14 protein-coding genes are annotated in these 14,669 nt (G+C 67.5%); 2 read left to right on the top strand and 12 right to left on the bottom strand.

The annotated features are described in order from the left end of the window. From folP to QOZ89_RS24980, 4 genes are all read right to left on the bottom strand, one after another. On the bottom strand, nt 1-736 hold a 736-nt coding region (gene folP / locus QOZ89_RS24995; protein ID WP_312625634.1), incomplete at its 3' end, for a dihydropteroate synthase. Between the two features lie 122 nt (nt 737-858). Continuing rightward, nucleotides 859-1,740: a bifunctional methylenetetrahydrofolate dehydrogenase/methenyltetrahydrofolate cyclohydrolase FolD gene (gene folD, locus QOZ89_RS24990; RefSeq protein WP_312625632.1), complete on the bottom strand. Its 882-nt coding sequence runs from the start codon at nt 1,738-1,740 to the stop codon at nt 859-861. Then, a complete protein-coding gene (locus tag QOZ89_RS24985) occupies nt 1,737-2,777 on the bottom strand; it encodes a formyltetrahydrofolate deformylase (protein ID WP_312625630.1) in 1,041 nt (346 codons plus the stop codon). The genes folD and QOZ89_RS24985 overlap by 4 nt, the downstream gene beginning before the upstream one ends. Before the next feature lie 309 nt (nt 2,778-3,086). After that, nucleotides 3,087-4,373, bottom strand: coding sequence for an aminomethyl transferase family protein (locus tag QOZ89_RS24980; RefSeq protein WP_312625628.1), 1,287 nt, complete (start codon nt 4,371-4,373; stop codon nt 3,087-3,089). A gap of 288 nt (nt 4,374-4,661) precedes the next feature. Between QOZ89_RS24980 and QOZ89_RS24975 the strand changes: the two genes are divergently transcribed. Beyond that, nucleotides 4,662-5,591 (top strand): LacI family DNA-binding transcriptional regulator, encoded by a 930-nt coding sequence (locus QOZ89_RS24975; protein WP_312625626.1) that lies wholly within the window; start codon nt 4,662-4,664, stop codon nt 5,589-5,591. Nucleotides 5,592-5,696: 105 nt separating this feature from the next. Here QOZ89_RS24975 and QOZ89_RS24970 read toward each other — a convergent pair whose 3' ends face one another. The 4 genes from QOZ89_RS24970 to QOZ89_RS47565 form a co-directional block, all read right to left on the bottom strand. After that, nucleotides 5,697-7,058: an aminomethyl transferase family protein gene (locus tag QOZ89_RS24970; RefSeq protein ID WP_312625623.1), complete on the bottom strand. Its 1,362-nt coding sequence runs from the start codon at nt 7,056-7,058 to the stop codon at nt 5,697-5,699. A 285-nt stretch (nt 7,059-7,343) separates the two neighbouring features. Further along, on the bottom strand, nt 7,344-7,592 hold the full coding sequence (locus QOZ89_RS24965) for a hypothetical protein (protein WP_312625639.1): 249 nt from the start codon (nt 7,590-7,592) through the stop codon (nt 7,344-7,346). A 584-nt stretch (nt 7,593-8,176) separates the two neighbouring features. Next, the gene (locus tag QOZ89_RS24960) at nt 8,177-8,461 is read right to left on the bottom strand and encodes a hypothetical protein (protein ID WP_312625621.1); all 285 of its coding nucleotides are present in this window, start codon (nt 8,459-8,461) and stop codon (nt 8,177-8,179) included. Nucleotides 8,462-8,571: 110 nt separating this feature from the next. After that, nucleotides 8,572-8,925 carry a hypothetical protein gene (locus QOZ89_RS47565; protein ID WP_397428837.1) on the bottom strand — a complete coding sequence of 118 codons (354 nt, stop codon included), beginning with the start codon at nt 8,923-8,925 and terminating at the stop codon, nt 8,572-8,574. Between the two features lie 324 nt (nt 8,926-9,249). Here QOZ89_RS47565 and rpoD point away from each other — a divergent pair, with 324 nt between their 5' ends. Further along, nucleotides 9,250-10,410, top strand: coding sequence for an RNA polymerase sigma factor RpoD (gene rpoD, locus QOZ89_RS24950; RefSeq protein ID WP_312625619.1), 1,161 nt, complete (start codon nt 9,250-9,252; stop codon nt 10,408-10,410). Nucleotides 10,411-10,624: 214 nt separating this feature from the next. Here rpoD and pabB read toward each other — a convergent pair whose 3' ends face one another. The 4 genes from pabB to QOZ89_RS24930 all read right to left on the bottom strand — a co-directional run bounded on the left by pabB (nt 10,625) and on the right by QOZ89_RS24930 (nt 14,575). Continuing rightward, nucleotides 10,625-11,827, bottom strand: coding sequence for an aminodeoxychorismate synthase component I (gene pabB / locus QOZ89_RS24945; RefSeq protein ID WP_083418016.1), 1,203 nt, complete (start codon nt 11,825-11,827; stop codon nt 10,625-10,627). 100 nt (nt 11,828-11,927) lie between these two features. Continuing rightward, the gene (locus QOZ89_RS24940) at nt 11,928-12,782 is read right to left on the bottom strand and encodes a bifunctional 5,10-methylenetetrahydrofolate dehydrogenase/5,10-methenyltetrahydrofolate cyclohydrolase (protein ID WP_071046368.1); all 855 of its coding nucleotides are present in this window, start codon (nt 12,780-12,782) and stop codon (nt 11,928-11,930) included. A gap of 19 nt (nt 12,783-12,801) precedes the next feature. Beyond that, nucleotides 12,802-13,707 carry a formyltetrahydrofolate deformylase gene (gene purU, locus QOZ89_RS24935; protein ID WP_071046369.1) on the bottom strand — a complete coding sequence of 302 codons (906 nt, stop codon included), beginning with the start codon at nt 13,705-13,707 and terminating at the stop codon, nt 12,802-12,804. Nucleotide 13,708: 1 nt separating this feature from the next. Further along, a complete protein-coding gene (locus tag QOZ89_RS24930; protein WP_071046370.1) occupies nt 13,709-14,575 on the bottom strand; it encodes a methylenetetrahydrofolate reductase in 867 nt (288 codons plus the stop codon). Nucleotides 14,576-14,669: the final 94 nt, after the last annotated feature.

Raw genomic sequence — 14,669 nt, 5'->3', positions numbered from 1 at the left:
TTCCGGGGCCGCTGTTGGCTCCGGCGGCGGGGGGGTGCGCCGTGTTGGGGGCGCTCGCCGCGTCCCGGGCGGCCGGTGGCGTGGCTCCCGCGTCGCCGTCACCGAGCACAGCGCCGATGAACGATTTTCTGGACGCGCCGACGAGTACCGGGAAGCCGAGGCCCCGCAGTTCGTCGAGATGTGCCATGAGCGTCCAGTTGTGCGCGGCTTGTTTGGCGAAGCCGAGCCCGGGGTCGAGCAGGATCTGGCCCTGGTCGACCCCACCGGCGGTCAGCTCGTCGGCGCGACGCCGCATCTCCGCCGCCACCTCCGCGACGACGTCTTCATAGACGGCGTGGTAATTCATCTCCCTGCTCGGAGCCCGCCAGTGCATCGCGACGTACGGCACGCCGGCCGCGGCGACGGTCGGGGCCATCATGGGGTCGGCCAATCCACCGCTGACGTCATTGACCATGCGCGCGCCGGCGTCCAGGGCGGCCTGGGCGACGGCGGCATGCATCGTGTCGATGCTCACGAGCACACCGGCGCACGCAAGTTCGCGGACTACCGGCAGCACCCGCGCCAGCTCCTCGTCCGTGGGTACCGGCAGCGCTCCGGGCCTGGTGGATTCGCCGCCCACGTCGACGATGTCGGCGCCGTCCGCGGCCAGAGCCAGACCGTGGTCTATCGCGCCAGCGGTGTCGAAGTAGGCACCGCCGTCAGAGAACGAGTCCGGCGTCACGTTAAGGATGCCCATGACCAGACAGCGATCCCGCCTCGGCAGTCCGGCGAGCCATGGACGAGGATTCGGGCAGGTGAGAGGCGCCGATTCCGCCGGTTGTGCGGTGCCGTCGTGTTGCCGGGAACGGGCGGCGGCTCTCATGATGATGCGCGGGCGTGGCGCCGCTCGTGCGGAGCGGTCGCCCACCGGGCCGCTCGTAGCGTGTTGACGATGAGCATGGCGATCGTCATGGGCCCGACGCCGCCCGGTACCGGAGTGATCCGGCCGGCGATGCCGTCGAGCTCGGTGAACCAGACGTCGCCGGAGAGGCCGGATTGTGTCTTGTGGATACCGACGTCGATGACTGTGGCCCCGGGCGTGACGTGCTCGGCGCCGATGAGCCCGGGCACCCCGGCGGCGGCGACGATGATGTCGGCCGTTCTGGTGATGGATGCGAGGTCCACCGTCTTCGAGTGAGCGGTTGTGACCGTCGCGTCACGCCGCAGGAGCAACTGCGCCATGGGCAGCCCGACCAGCTCGGATCGCCCGACCACTACCGCGTGGGAGCCCGGGATTGCCACCGACTCCGCGTCGAGCAGTTCGATCACGCCGCTGGGGGTGCATGGGCGCAGGCCGTCTTCGCCGCGGGCAAGCAGCCCGGCGTTCGCGGTGGTCAGCCCGTCGACGTCCTTACCGGCGGGAATCCGGTTGATGAGCGCTGAGCTGTCGAGCCCTTTCGGCAACGGAAGTTGCAGCAGGATGCCCGAGACCCCAGGATCGGCCGCCAGTTCGTCGATGACAGCGGCGACTTCGTCCTGCGTCGCCTGCCGTGGCAGGGACCTGTGCAGGTCGCGCATCCCCGCCTCCCGGATCGCGCGTCGCTTGTTCGCCACGTACACCGCGCTGGCGGGATCGTCACCGACAAGAATCGTCGCAAGGCCTGGAGCGCTTCCGGAGGCGCCGAAGACGGAGGCGACCTCCTCGGCCACCGTCGACCGGATCCGCTGCGCGATCTTTTTGCCGTCGATTATTGTCGTCATTGTTGTAAACCCCTTCCGTGCATGTCCTCAGTAGTTGGTGGTGACCGGCTCCCCAGCCACCGTCGTAAGGCGAGGACGATGGTGTGGTTGCCGTTCCGGATCACGCGGTCCTCGCTGTGCCAGTGCACCGCGCGGGAGAGCACCGCTCGTTCCACGTCCGCGCCACGCCGCTGGAGATCAGCGACGGTATCGGCGTGGGTCACCCGGACGACGTCCTGCTCGATGATCGGCCCCTCGTCGAGATCTTCGGTCACGTAGTGGGCTGTCGCGCCGATAAGTTTGACGCCGCGCTCCTTCGCCTTGGCATAGGGTCTGGCACCGATGAAAGCCGGCAGGAACGAGTGGTGGATGTTGATGATCGGTACGTCGACCTTGACGATGAAATCACCCGAGAGAATACGCATGTACCTCGCCAGCACGATGAAATCGACGTTGCCTTGCAGCAGTCGCAGGTGCTCGGCTTCGGCGGCGGACCTGTCCGGACCCATTGAAGGCACGTAAAAGAACGGGATCCCGAAGCCGCGGACCTCCTCGGCCACGTCCGGGTGGTTCGAGATCACCATGGCGACGGTGATGGGCAGTTGGCCCCGCCGCCGTCGCCACAGCAAGTCGAGCAGGCCCCGCCCCCGCACCGCCTCGACCCAGGTGAGAACCGGGTCGACGTCAAAGCCGAACTGCGTGATGACGTCGCCGGCCAGCCGCTGCTCCCCGAAGGCCGCGGCCTTTCCCTCAATCGCCGACCAGAGCGCCGGACCGATGATCGCCGGATGTCCCTCCGGGTAGCCGCTCACGCTGATATGACGGACACCGTACCGCTCGAGCAGTCCGGACCGGATCACGGCGAGCGAGTCTTCGTACGGTCCCTGCGGCTGAGCCGGGTCGCCCCCGACGACGAACAGGTTCTCGTTGGTGCCATCCGCCTGGAGCGTGGCGAGGAACTCCTGTAGCATCGCCGGTGACCCCAACCGGCGGGCCGAGATGTGCGGCACCGGGGTAAAACCAAGCCGCTTGACCACCCGCGCGGCCTCCACCCGCATCGGCAGGTCCTCGTTCCCCAGGAACGTGACGTTGATCCGGGTACCAAGGGGGATTGTGTCGTGAGCATCCTCAAGCTTCCGGACATCTTGCCCGTCATCTCAAGGGAGAAGTCCTCTAACAGGAGGGCCGCGGCCGGGACCGCGCGGACGGAAGTCATCGTGCACCTCGATTGGCATCGTTTTCCGTGGTGCGCCGGCGAAGGCGCACCAACACGAGTTCTTCGTCATTGATGCCGCACGCGCGGTCGTGGTGGCGGACTACGGGCGGCTGGGGAAAACGTATCGCCAGCCTCGGCTGGCGACACGGTCTCAGGTGCTCCGCCGGTACTGCGTGCGCGCGTGCTCGTCGAAGGGCGTGGGCTGCACGGTGGCGCGAATGCGCGGGAAGCCGAGGTCGGCGTCGGGAGCCGTCCCCGGTCCCGGGTGCTCGCCCCACACGACGGTCACCTCCGTCCCCGGCCTGGCATATTCCTTGTTGATCAGTGCCAACGAAAGGATCGTTCCCACCGGGTCGATGGTGGCCGTCTGGTGCGTTATGCCCGCGAAAACGGGGCCGGCCTCCACCCGGTGCCGAGCATAGGTGAGCTGGAATCCCGGGTCTACCCCGATGGCCTTGCGTACGTCCTCGACGTCGAAGACGAGCGTGACCTTCGTACGCTTGACGTTCTCCTTCGCCTTTTCCAGCGCGGCCCGGCCGATGAAATCGTGGTTGAACGAGATCGACTTGCCGTAGCCCAACTCGTAAGGCGAGCAGTAATAGTCCTCGATGTCCTCCGAGAAAAAGCTTCCACTGAGCGGCCGCTGTCCTTCGATGGAGTACAGGCTGAGGTACGTCCGGTAGTCGAACAAGTCCGGGTCGGTGTAGATCGCCGGCACCGGCGACGGAATCCAGCCGCTTTCAACGCTCGTCGTGGCATAGGCAAGCGCGCCGACGTGGACGAGGCCCAGCGGCTCGCCGGCACCCATAAGTGCCTCCTTCACCGCCGCCGCGTCCCGCCATTCTCCGATGAACTCGTAGCCGGCCTGTCCCGACATGTTGTGGCGCAGGGCGCGGAGATTCCTCCCGTCCAGGGAGACGGGGATCGAGTGGAAGAACTTGGCTGGGGGCAGCGGCCCCCCGAACGCGCGCTCGACGAGATCACTCGCCAGCGGCCCCTGGATCTGGTAACGAAAGAGCTTCGGGTCGCCGTCCTTCCGAAAAGCGGTCGATGGATCGGTGAAGAACGATACATCGTACCCGCCCCTCTCCGCGTGGTACTTGACCCAGCTCTGCGCGGCCGGTATCCCGCTCAACGTGTACTTCTCGTCCGCCTCGCGCATCAGGATACCGTCCGTGACAATGTTACCGTCATTCGTCACGGGAATGAACTGCTTCGCCTGGCCGACCGCGAACGACTCGTAGTTGTTCGCGCTCACCGCCGCGAGCAGCCGAGTGGCGTCGGGACCCTCGACGAACGTGTCGAACATGTGATGGGAGAGGTCCGAGATCGATACGGCTACGTGCCACGCGGCCTGCTCCCGACGCCAGCCGGCGTACTCAGGCTCGATTACCTCCGGGGTCCATGGCGCGGCATTTGGCTTCCACAGCAGCTTCACCGCCGATCCCGCCCGGTCGAGGGCATCCTGAAGACTAGGTCCGGCCACGACACATTCCTCTCGCTGCTGAACACCTGGCGTGACAGAGGGCTTACTAAATCGTTCTAGTTGCGAATGTGCTAAATCGTTCTAGCGAAATAGACTAACAGACGACTCCCACCGTGGCGAGAGTGAGCCGCCAATCACGGGCGGCTACTATTGACGAAGGACCAGGCGCCGACCCGGCCGCCTACACTTGCGGGCGTGCCCGGTCCCGGGACCGCCGAGACGAATCCAATCCGGAGCGTGATGGTGAGTGGCACAGGACGGGTGACGCTGAGCGATGTGGCCGCGGCGAGTGGCGTCTCGCGTGCCACCGCGAGCTTCGTACTCAACGACGACCCGAACCAGACGATCTCGCCCGCCACGCAGGAGCGGGTACGACGAGCCGCGCGCGACCTCGGCTACGTCCCGCACGGGATCGCCCGGGCGCTGCGCGAGGGGACCTCCCGGATCGTCGTCCTCAACGTCGGCTCCGGTCTCGAGGGCAACTACTCCCGCAGCTACATCCGAGGCCTCGACGACGAGCTCGCCGCGCACGACCATGTCCTGCTCGTCCGGCACGGGCACACCACGCCGCACTCGATCCAGCAGGTGCTCAGCGCGATCGTTCCCCGCGCCGTCCTGCGGCTCGCCGAGGCATACCTCGCCGGCCATGAGCTCGACGAAGGCGACTGGAAGGACGGCTTCGCCGCGAACGCCGCCATGCAGATCCGCTACCTCGCCGACCGCGGCCACACCCACCTCGCCTTCGCATTGCCGGACAACGACTCCCCGCTGATCGAGATGCGCCTGTTCTTCGCCCGCGAAACCACCAGGACGCTGGGGCTTCTCCCGCCGAGGCCCTTCGTCGTACCCGGGCCACGCGCGGCCGGCGCCGAGGCCGTTCAGGCCTTTCTCGCCGCTCACAGCACCGTGACCGCGGTCGCCGCCTTTGACGACGACGTCGCTGTCCGCATCCTGACCGCCCTCCACGACCTCCGGCTCAGCGCGCCCGGCGACCTGGCCGTCATTGGATTCGACGACACCGAATACGGCAGCCTGGCCACCCCCGCGCTCACGACCGTCCACATCGACGCCGAAGCCCACGGACGCCTCGCCGCCCGCACCGCCCTCGGACTCGACGCCACCGGCTTGGCCCCCGCACCAGGACGGGTGATCGTACGCGACTCAGCGTGAGAAGCACAGGTCAGCCCGCGCCCGGCCGCGGCATTCATTCGACTGACCCGAGCGACGCGGGCCTGCCGATGAACGTTGACCATGGATGAACGTTGACCATGTCCGTCACAACTCGGTCACGTCGATCCGACGGTGGTCCGGCTTGAACGGAAGCGCGGCAACCGTCGCCCGGATCTCTCGCTGTGGGGTTCCCGGCCTACCCCAGACGACGACCACCTCCGTACCGGGCGCCGCCTGCTGGCGGTCGATGACACATAGCGAGATCGTTGAGCGCAGGTGCATGCTCAGCGCGCGACCGGTGGACACGCCGACCGGGCTCCCGGACGCAAGGACCTGGTCAAAACTGGGGCCGAGCCGGCGAGGGATGTCCATCTGCTCCGAAACGTCGCCACCGCCCAACATCGACGTAAAAACGTTGATCACGTCCGTGTCGTTCCACACCAGGCCGGTCAACACCCGTGCCGGGCCCCCGAACGCGGCATCCGCGACCAGCGCCTCCCGGCCGAGGAAGTCGTGACCTGACAACTTTCCCCGGGAACCCCAGCCGAGCTCGCCCGGCTTACGGAAATAGTCACTAAAACCGTTCGAGGGAACGAAGCTGCCACCGATCGCGCCGCGCCGGAACTGCCGTGGCGCCCCCGGCGTGACGACCGACGACGGCATGTAGTCCAAACCGTTCGTCGCGATGCCGGCTTCGATGTGCTGCACGGGCTGGGCGCGGAAGCCGAGCTGGCGGATATCGAACTCCGCGCCGTCCGCCACGATGGCCGCCCAGACCTCGTTCGCGTCGTTCGCGGACCCGTGCACCTCATATCCAAGCTCACCCGAGATTCCTGTACGCAGCACCCGCACCGGAATCCCATTGACTCGCGACCCGCGGCTCCGGTTGAATCCGATGTCACGCAGGCTGTCTCCGGTCACCTTCTCGAGCGCGAACAGCGACCGGGGCCCCTGCACCCCGAAGATGAACTGATCCGGGCTGATGTCCGAAACCTCAGCGTCCCAGCTGCCGAGGCTGAATTGCCACAGCAGCCAGTCACCGCTACCCGCGGTGTAAACAAACTCCTCGTGGCCGAGCCGGCGCAGAACTCCTTCGGAGGCCACCCGGCCGTTCTCGTCGAGCTGAACGTGATGCTTGACCTGCCCGATCTCAAAGCGGGACAAGTCGTTCATGCCGATCCAGCTGAGAAACTCGATGGCCTGCCGCCCCCGGATATTTACCTTGCTGAGTGAAGTCCAGTCGCCGATGTAACAGGAGTCGATGTGGGCCTGGCTTTCTTCGACCCAGTTCGTGTACTCCAGCGGAAGCAATATCTGCGCGAAACGGCCGAAGGTGCCACGCAGATTTGCGCCGTCCTGGGCCGCGGCCGCCGGGCTGAACAGAGCCGGCCGCTCAGTGATGGATGGCGCGCCATCGAGCTTGAGCAGTTCCTCGTACGTCTGGCGCCGCTGCGCGACGATGTCCATCAGAACTCCGAGTCTAAGCCGTGGCGAACGTGCTGAGCGCCGCTTCGACCCAAGCGGCGCTTCGTGGGCGCCACGACGCCGGAACGCCGCGACGCCGGGGCGGCGGCGAGACCGGCATCGCCGGTGTCAGCCGCCGGCCGCGACGCGGCGTCGCCCGATGCCCTGGCTGTGTCACGCCTGGCCTCACCGGCCAACGTGACCTCCGTACTTACCCGCATTTCGGTACCTCCACTGGAGCCGATGGAACGGTTTCCGCGAAGACCGCGGCTTCCAGGTACTTCTACCTCATCGATAATGGCTGCCTATGCAATCTTTGGTTTCGATCGAGCGTGGCCCACGAAGACGCTCATCATCGACGGTCAACAGGTTGCCGCTCTTGGTGGAGGCGAAGCCGCACTGCGGGCTGATCGCCAGTTGCTCGAGTGGCACGTACTGAGCGGCCTCGTCGATCCGCCGGCGCAGATCGTCGATGGACTCCAGCCGCGGGTCCTTCGAGGACACGAGGCCCAGCACCACGGTCTTGCCCGGCGGCACGAACCGCAACGGCTCGAACCCCCGGACCGGTCAGTGTCGTACTCCAGCAGGAAGCGATCGACCTCGACCTCGCCGAACACCCGCTCCGCGATCGGCTCGTAGCCGCCCTTCGCGGCCCATGCGCTGCGCATGTCCCGTGGCAGAAGTGCATGGCGACCGTGACGTCGGGATTCTTCTCCCGGCCTGCCCGGATCAGCAAGTTGTCGGTATTGATCGTCCGCGTCATGTTGCCCGCCAGGTCGGTGACCCGGCGGAGCTCCGCGAGCTCCGGATCGATATTCGACCAGTAGGCCAGGGAATCGAGCTGTATCCACGTCACCCCCGCGTCGACGAGCGCGGCTACGTCCTCGAGATAGATGTCGGCCATCGCGGCGACGGCATCATCCCGCGACGGGTAGACCTTGTCGGACACGCCGGGCCGCCAGAAGTTGGCTACCATAGTCGGGCTGGCCATCGTGATCTTAAACTGGCCTGGCGCGTGCTTCGCGAGGAGCTTCGCCTCGACGAGCGATTGCGGAGTCTTGCGGTACAGCTTGTCGCCGATCATGGTTATCACATCGCTCTCGACCTCCGCTCCGTCGAGGTCACGGTGCCACTTCGGGCGGAACGCCGACGCTGTGTCGATCGGCACCAGGCCCCCTGCGGTCTCGACGACCGAGGCCAAGAAGCTCCCGCCGCACCTCGCCGTCGGTGAAGATTTCCAGGCCCGCATCCCGCTGGAGCGCGATCGCGTCTAACGCCGCCTTATCCTCAAATTCCCGTAGCAGCTCGTCCGTGACCCTCCCAGCCTCGTGGTCGAGGTGCGCCGCCAACAGCTCGGACGGGCGCAGCAGACTTCCGACGTGCTCGGCCCGAATCTCAGTCGGCATAAGCCCAACTTCCGTTAGTGATGAAACTCATGGGAGAGTACATCCGGCGCGGCTCCACGACATGTCCCCGATCAGGAAACCAAAGCTGAACCTGACCGATCTGTGTCCATTCAGGGGTCACGCTGACAGGTTGCTGACCTGTGGGTCTGTGTCGGGGTGACACGCCGGGCTGGGTGGTTGATCGGGTTCGGCTGGTGGTGATGATCGTGGTTTGTGCCCGGTCTGTCGCCTGAGCCGCCGTCGTCGGAGGCGGAGTCGCTGCGGGCGGTGAACCGGGAGCTGCGGCGGGTGGTGGAGTCGCAGGCGGAGCTGCTGGCTGCCTCGGAGGCGCTGCAGGCCGCGCTGGAGGAGGCACTGGCCGCGGAGCAGGTGTTGCGGGAGCGTCTCGAGACCGCGCCCGACAGGCCGAACTGGGTGCCGTTGGCGATCGCCACCGTCTCGTCGAGGTCCCGGTAGGTGAGCAGCGTCAGGACCGGCCCGAAGGTCTCCTCCTGGGCGAACCTGGTCGGCGCTGGTCGCCGAAGCCATGTCGCGAACTCAGGAAGCGGTTGCCGGTCCCGCCGACCGGTGGAGTCGCGCGGACCTCGCGGATCGGGTGGACGGCGTGGGTGCCTGGCTGACCGACCTGGGACTTCCGCCCGGCAGGCCGGTTCCCGCGCTGGTCACGGAGACCGGCCCCGCGCTGGCGCTCGCCATCGCCGGCGCGGCGACCCGTCGGCCGTGGGATCCCTCCTGCCGTTTGTTCTCACGTAGCGTGGGTGCTCAGGAGAGGAAGTGATGTTCCGTCCATGGCCACTGGCATCGAGCCGCGCGAGGTCCCGGGGGAGCGGATCAAGGATCTCCTCGTCCAGGGTCGGGACACCGGTGTCGCCTCAGCTGCCGACGTGACGACCACTGGGCAGGCGGCCCGTCTAGCGCCTGAGCCGACCGAGGCAGCCGCGGGACTACCCGCCGCCGCCGTCGAGATCGTCGATGCTCCGGACGCGGCCCCCGTCGCGAGCCGTCGCCGCGGGCCCGAGGAGCCGGCAGGCGAGGCTCCGGTTGCTGACCCCGTGCGGATTTACCTCAGGGAGATCGGGAAAGTCGCCCTGCTGACCGCCGAAGGGGAGGTTGATCTCGCCAAGCGGATCGAGGCCGGGGTGTTTGCCGCCCACAAGCTCGCGACCGCGACGGGAGCCACGACCCCGCGGGAACGCCGCGACCTGGAGGTCGTGGAAGCAGACGGGAAGATCGCCAAACGCAGGCTGGTCGAGGCCAATTTGCGGCTCGTCGTGTCGGTCGCGAAGCGTTACGTCAGCCGAGGCATGCCCTTCCTGGACGTTGTCCAGGAAGGGAACCTCGGTCTGATCCGTGCGGTCGAGAAGTTCGACTATGCGAAGGGTTTCAAGTTCTCCACCTATGCGACCTGGTGGATCCGGCAGGCGATTTCCCGAGCCCTCGCCGATCAGGCGCGTACTATCCGTATCCCGGTGCACCTGGTCGAGATAGTCAACCGGCTGGTTCGTGTCCAGCGGCAGCTCGTGTCCGACCTCGGCCGGGAGCCGAGTCCGGAGGAGATCGCGGCGGAGATGGACCTGACGCCGCAGCGGGTCCAGGAGATCCTCATGATCTCCCGGGAGCCGGTGTCGCTGGACACGCCGATCGGCGAGGACAGCGATGCGCATTTCGGTGACCTCATCGAGGACTCGGACGCGGTCGTCCCGTTCGAGGCGGCCACCGTCGGACTGTTCCAGGAACAGCTCGACGCCGTCCTACGTACTCTGTCCGACCGGGAACGGCAGGTCGTCCGGCTCCGGTATGGCCTGACAGACGGTCGTCCCCGAACGCTCGAGGAAGTCGGCCACGAGTTCGGGGTCACCCGCGAGCGCATCCGGCAGATCGAATCGAAGGCGTTCGCGAAACTGCGCCACCCTTCACGTTCGGAGAAGCTTCGCGGCTATCTGGAGTAGCCGAACCCAGGCTGGTGGCCCACCGTGAACGCCGCCGCCTCCGAGTTCGCGACGCCGCCTCGCACCAGCAGCAAAGGACAGCCCGACCGCGGCCTCGACCCGCTGATCCCACCGCCCGCGCCGCTGGCACCCGCGACCGCGCCATGGCCGCGGAGAAGGTCAGCAGTCATGGATCGGGTCGTCGGCGGGGATGTGAACTGTACGGTGCGGTACGTCATGTCACGAGGCCGCTGACGGGCGCAGTGCCCGGGATATCGGCACGACGGTCGGCGTGCGTGGCCCTTCGAGTGAGCACCGCCGCCTTGGCGAGGAGTTCGGTCCACTCAGCGGCGGGCCGGGAATCCCAGGTGATGCCTCCGCCGGCGCCGTACACTCCGCAAGCCGTTTGCCGGTCGACCACCGCCGTTCGGATCGCGACGTTGAAACGGGCCCGGAACGGCGCGGACGGCGGTGCGACGAGACCGACCGCTCCGCAGTACACCCCGCGCGGGCCAGTCTCGACTTCGCGGATTACCTCCATGCTGCGCCGCTTCGGCGCGCCAGTGACCGAGCCGCACGGGAACAGCGCGCGGAAGATGTCCACGAGGCCGCGGTCCGGATGCAGACGGCTAGTGATCTCGGAGGTCAGCTGCCAGACGGTCGGGTATCGCTCGAGGGCGAACAACTGCGTGACCTCGACGCTGCCCACGAGGGCGACCTTGGCGAGGTCGTTGCGCAACAGATCGACGATCATGACGTTTTCGGCGAGCTCCTTGGGACTTGTCCGCAGCCGTCGCGCCTGGTCGCGGTCCTCCGAGGGGGTGCGACCGCGCGCGGCGGTGCCCTTCATGGGCCGCGTCCAGAGGCGGTCCCCGACCCAGTCGAAGAACAGTTCCGGGCTGGCACTGATGACGACGAACCGGCCGAGGTCGAGGTAGGCGTTGTACGCCGCGAGCTGCGCGCGCGCGAGACGGGCGTAGAGGAGGTAGGGGTCTCCGTCGACGGTGGCGCGCAGCCGGTCGGTGACGTTGCACTGGTACGTCTCTCCCGCCGCGATGTGCTCGCGTACACGGGCGACGACGCGCGCGTGATCGCCGGCGGTCCAGTCCGGCGTCCACCGCGCGGGGCCTTGGGCCGCCGACGGCGGGGGCACCGGCGGGACCTCGACCGGATCGCCGCACAGGCCGAACCAGATCAACGGCGGGTCATCGGCCGACACCGGCGCCACGGCCAGCCCCTGGTCGAGTCCCGGCGCTGCCTCGTAGGAGACGTATCCGAACGCCCAGGCACCCGCCGCGGTGGCGCGCTCTACCTCGGCCAGCACGGAGGCTACCTCGTCTGGGCGCTCGGTCGTGAGTACCTGGTGCGGCGGCGGGAAGGCAAGGGCACGGCCCGCGACGAGGTCGTCGAAGCGAGCCCAGAGGTGCGGAATCGTCATGGGGCTTCTCTGCGGGAAGGGCGGGACGTGTTCTGGTTTGTGCGTCGCGCAACTCTGCTGGCCATCACCGCCAGTGCGGCGCTGGGCGGCGGCGACGTGCCTACGGCTGTGGCTGGGCCCATTGAGCGGCGCGCAGCGTGTTGACCATGAGCATGGCGATCGTCATGGGTCCGACGCCGCCGGGCACCGGGGTGACGCGGTCGGCGATGCCCTCGAGCTCCGCGGTGCGCACGTCGCCGGTCAGCCCGGTCTTCGTGCGGTGGATACCGACGTCGATGACGATGGCGCCGGGTTTGACGTGCTCGGCCCCGATCAGGCCGCGCACGCCGGTCGCCACGACCAGGATGTCCGCGAGTCGGGTCACCGCCGGCAGGTCCGTGGTCGGCCGATGCGCGATGGTCACTGTGGCGTCGCGCTGCAGCAGCATCTCGGCCATGGGGTGACCGACCAGCGCGGATCGGCCGACGACGACCGCGTGCCTTCCGGCAATCTTGATGCCATCGGCGTCCAGGAGCTCGATCACGCCGCTGGGTGTGCAGGGTCGCAGCCCGAACAGACCGCGTGCGAGCAGGCCAGCGCTTTCGGTGGTGAGGCCGTCGACGTCTTTGGCCGCCGGGATCCGGTCGATGAGCGGAGCTGGGTCGAGGTGGGGAGGCAGCGGCAGTTGCAGCAGGATGCCGGAGACGGACGGGTCGGCGACCAGTTCGTCGATGACCGCAGCGACCTGCGTCTGGGTGGCGTCGGCTGCCAGGGAGCGGTGCAGGTCGCGCATGCCGGCCTCGCGGACGGCGCGACGCTTGCTCGCGATGTAGACGGCGCTGGCCGGGTCGTCGCCGACGAGGATCGTGGCCAGGCCCGGAGCGGTGTCTGGCTCGGGGAAGGCGGCCGCGACGTCGGCAGCGACCTGAGCGCGAACCCGTCGCGCGATCGCCGTGCCGTCGATCTTCATGGTCATGAATCGGCTCCCCAGGCTTTCAGGCGAAGACGATGGTGCGGTTGGCATGGCGGATGACGCGGTCCTCGCTGTGCCAGCGCACGGCGCGGGACAGTACGAGCCGTTCGACGTCGGCGCCGCGGCGCTGCAGGTCGGCGACGGTGTCGGCGTGGGTGACCCGGACGACGTCCTGCTCGATGATCGGGCCCTCGTCGAGGTCCTCGGTGACGTAGTGCGCCGTGGCGCCGACGAGCTTCACACCGCGTTCTTTTGCCTTGGCATACGGGCCGGCGCCGATGAAGGCCGGGAGGAAGGAATGGTGGATGTTGATGATGGGCACTCCGACCCGTGTGATGAAGTCGCCGGAGAGGATCTGCATGTAGCGGGCCAGCACGACGAAGTCCACGTTGCCGCGGAGCAGGCGAAGGTGCTCGGCCTCGGCGGCGGACTTGTCCGGGCCGGCCGACGGTACGAAGAAGAACGGGATGCCGAAGGCGCGCACCTCGTCGGCGACGTCGGTGTGGTTGGAGATGACCATGGATAAGGTGATCGGGAGCTCGCCGCCGCGGTGCCGCCAGAGCAGGTCGAGCAGGCAGTGGTCGGCCTTGGAAACGAAGATGGCGACGCGCTGGGGAATCGACGTGTCCCGCAGCGTGTAATGCAGCTCGAAGCCTTTGGCGAACCGCGCCCGCAGGTCTTTCTCGATCTGGGGCAGTATCGCCTTGAGCCGGTCGGAACTGAAGACCGTACGCTGGAAGAACGATCCGCCCTGAGGGTCGTCGGAGTACTGGTCCAACGACACGATGTTCGCCCCGTGCTGGCTGAGCACCGAGCCGACGGCCGCCACGATGCCGGTCTGGTCACGGCCGTGCACGATCAGCGATGCCTGGATCCTGGTTGTTGCCGGTGACGTGCGCGGCGCGGAAGCTTCCTGGGTTACCGTCACGTCAGTCTTCTTTCCTAAGATGATCGATCCATTCCGACGTGGTCCGCAGGCCGCCGAAGGTGTAGAAGTGCAGCTTGACCTCGCCGTGCCGCCGCGGGTCGTAATCCGTGGCGAGGGTGCGCAGGAAGTGGTCGGGCCCGGCGGTGCCCATGAGGTTGGTCAGCGACAGGCCGTATTTCTTCGCGATCGAGGTACTGGTACCGACGCCGAACCGCGCGGCGTAGCGCAGCAGCCGCCGCACCCCCGCCGGGCCGGGCACGCCGATACGGACCGGCGCGTCGACGCCGCGTTCGCGGAGCGCCGAGACCCAGGCTAGGACCGAGTCGACGTCGAATCCGAACTGCGTGATGACATCACCGGCCAGGCCGCGTTCGGTCAGGGACGCGTGCTTGTCCTGGAGGGCAGGCCAGAGAACTTGGTCAGGAATGTCGGGGTGGCCTTCGGGATAGCCGGCGACGCTGGCACGGCGGACGCCATACTGCTCCAGAAGACCGGACTGGATGACCGATAACGCGTCCGCGTAGGGCCCGTGTGGGGTGCTCGGATCACCGCCGACGACGAAGACGTGCTCGCCGGTGCCGTCGGCCTGCAGAGCCGCGAGAAACACCTCCAGCGACGCCCGCGACTCCAGCCGGCGGGCCGAGATATGCGGCACCGGGACAAAGCCGCATGCCTTGACGGCACTGGCGGCGAGCAGCCGCATCCGTAGATCCTCGTTGCCGAGGAAGGTCACGTTGATGCGGGTGCCTGTTGGGATGGACTCCCGCGCCAGTTCGAGTTCCTCAATGTCCTTGCCGGTCATTTCGAGGGATACGTCGTGCAACAGCGCGGTGAGACGCCCGGCCTGCTCGACAGGTAAGGAAGTCATCGTTCTCCTCGGTTCCAGTGTCCGTTCTGTGCCGGGGGCGACGCAGGCCCCCTTCGCCGCCGCGACGCGGCCGTCACGCTGGGAAGGCTCGCCA

Source organism: Pseudofrankia coriaricola (assembly GCF_032027725.1).
In the GTDB taxonomy this organism is placed as follows: domain Bacteria; phylum Actinomycetota; class Actinomycetes; order Frankiales; family Frankiaceae; genus Pseudofrankia.
The sequence above is the reverse complement of the archived record's forward strand: the minus strand, read 5'-3'. Positions and strand labels throughout refer to the sequence as shown.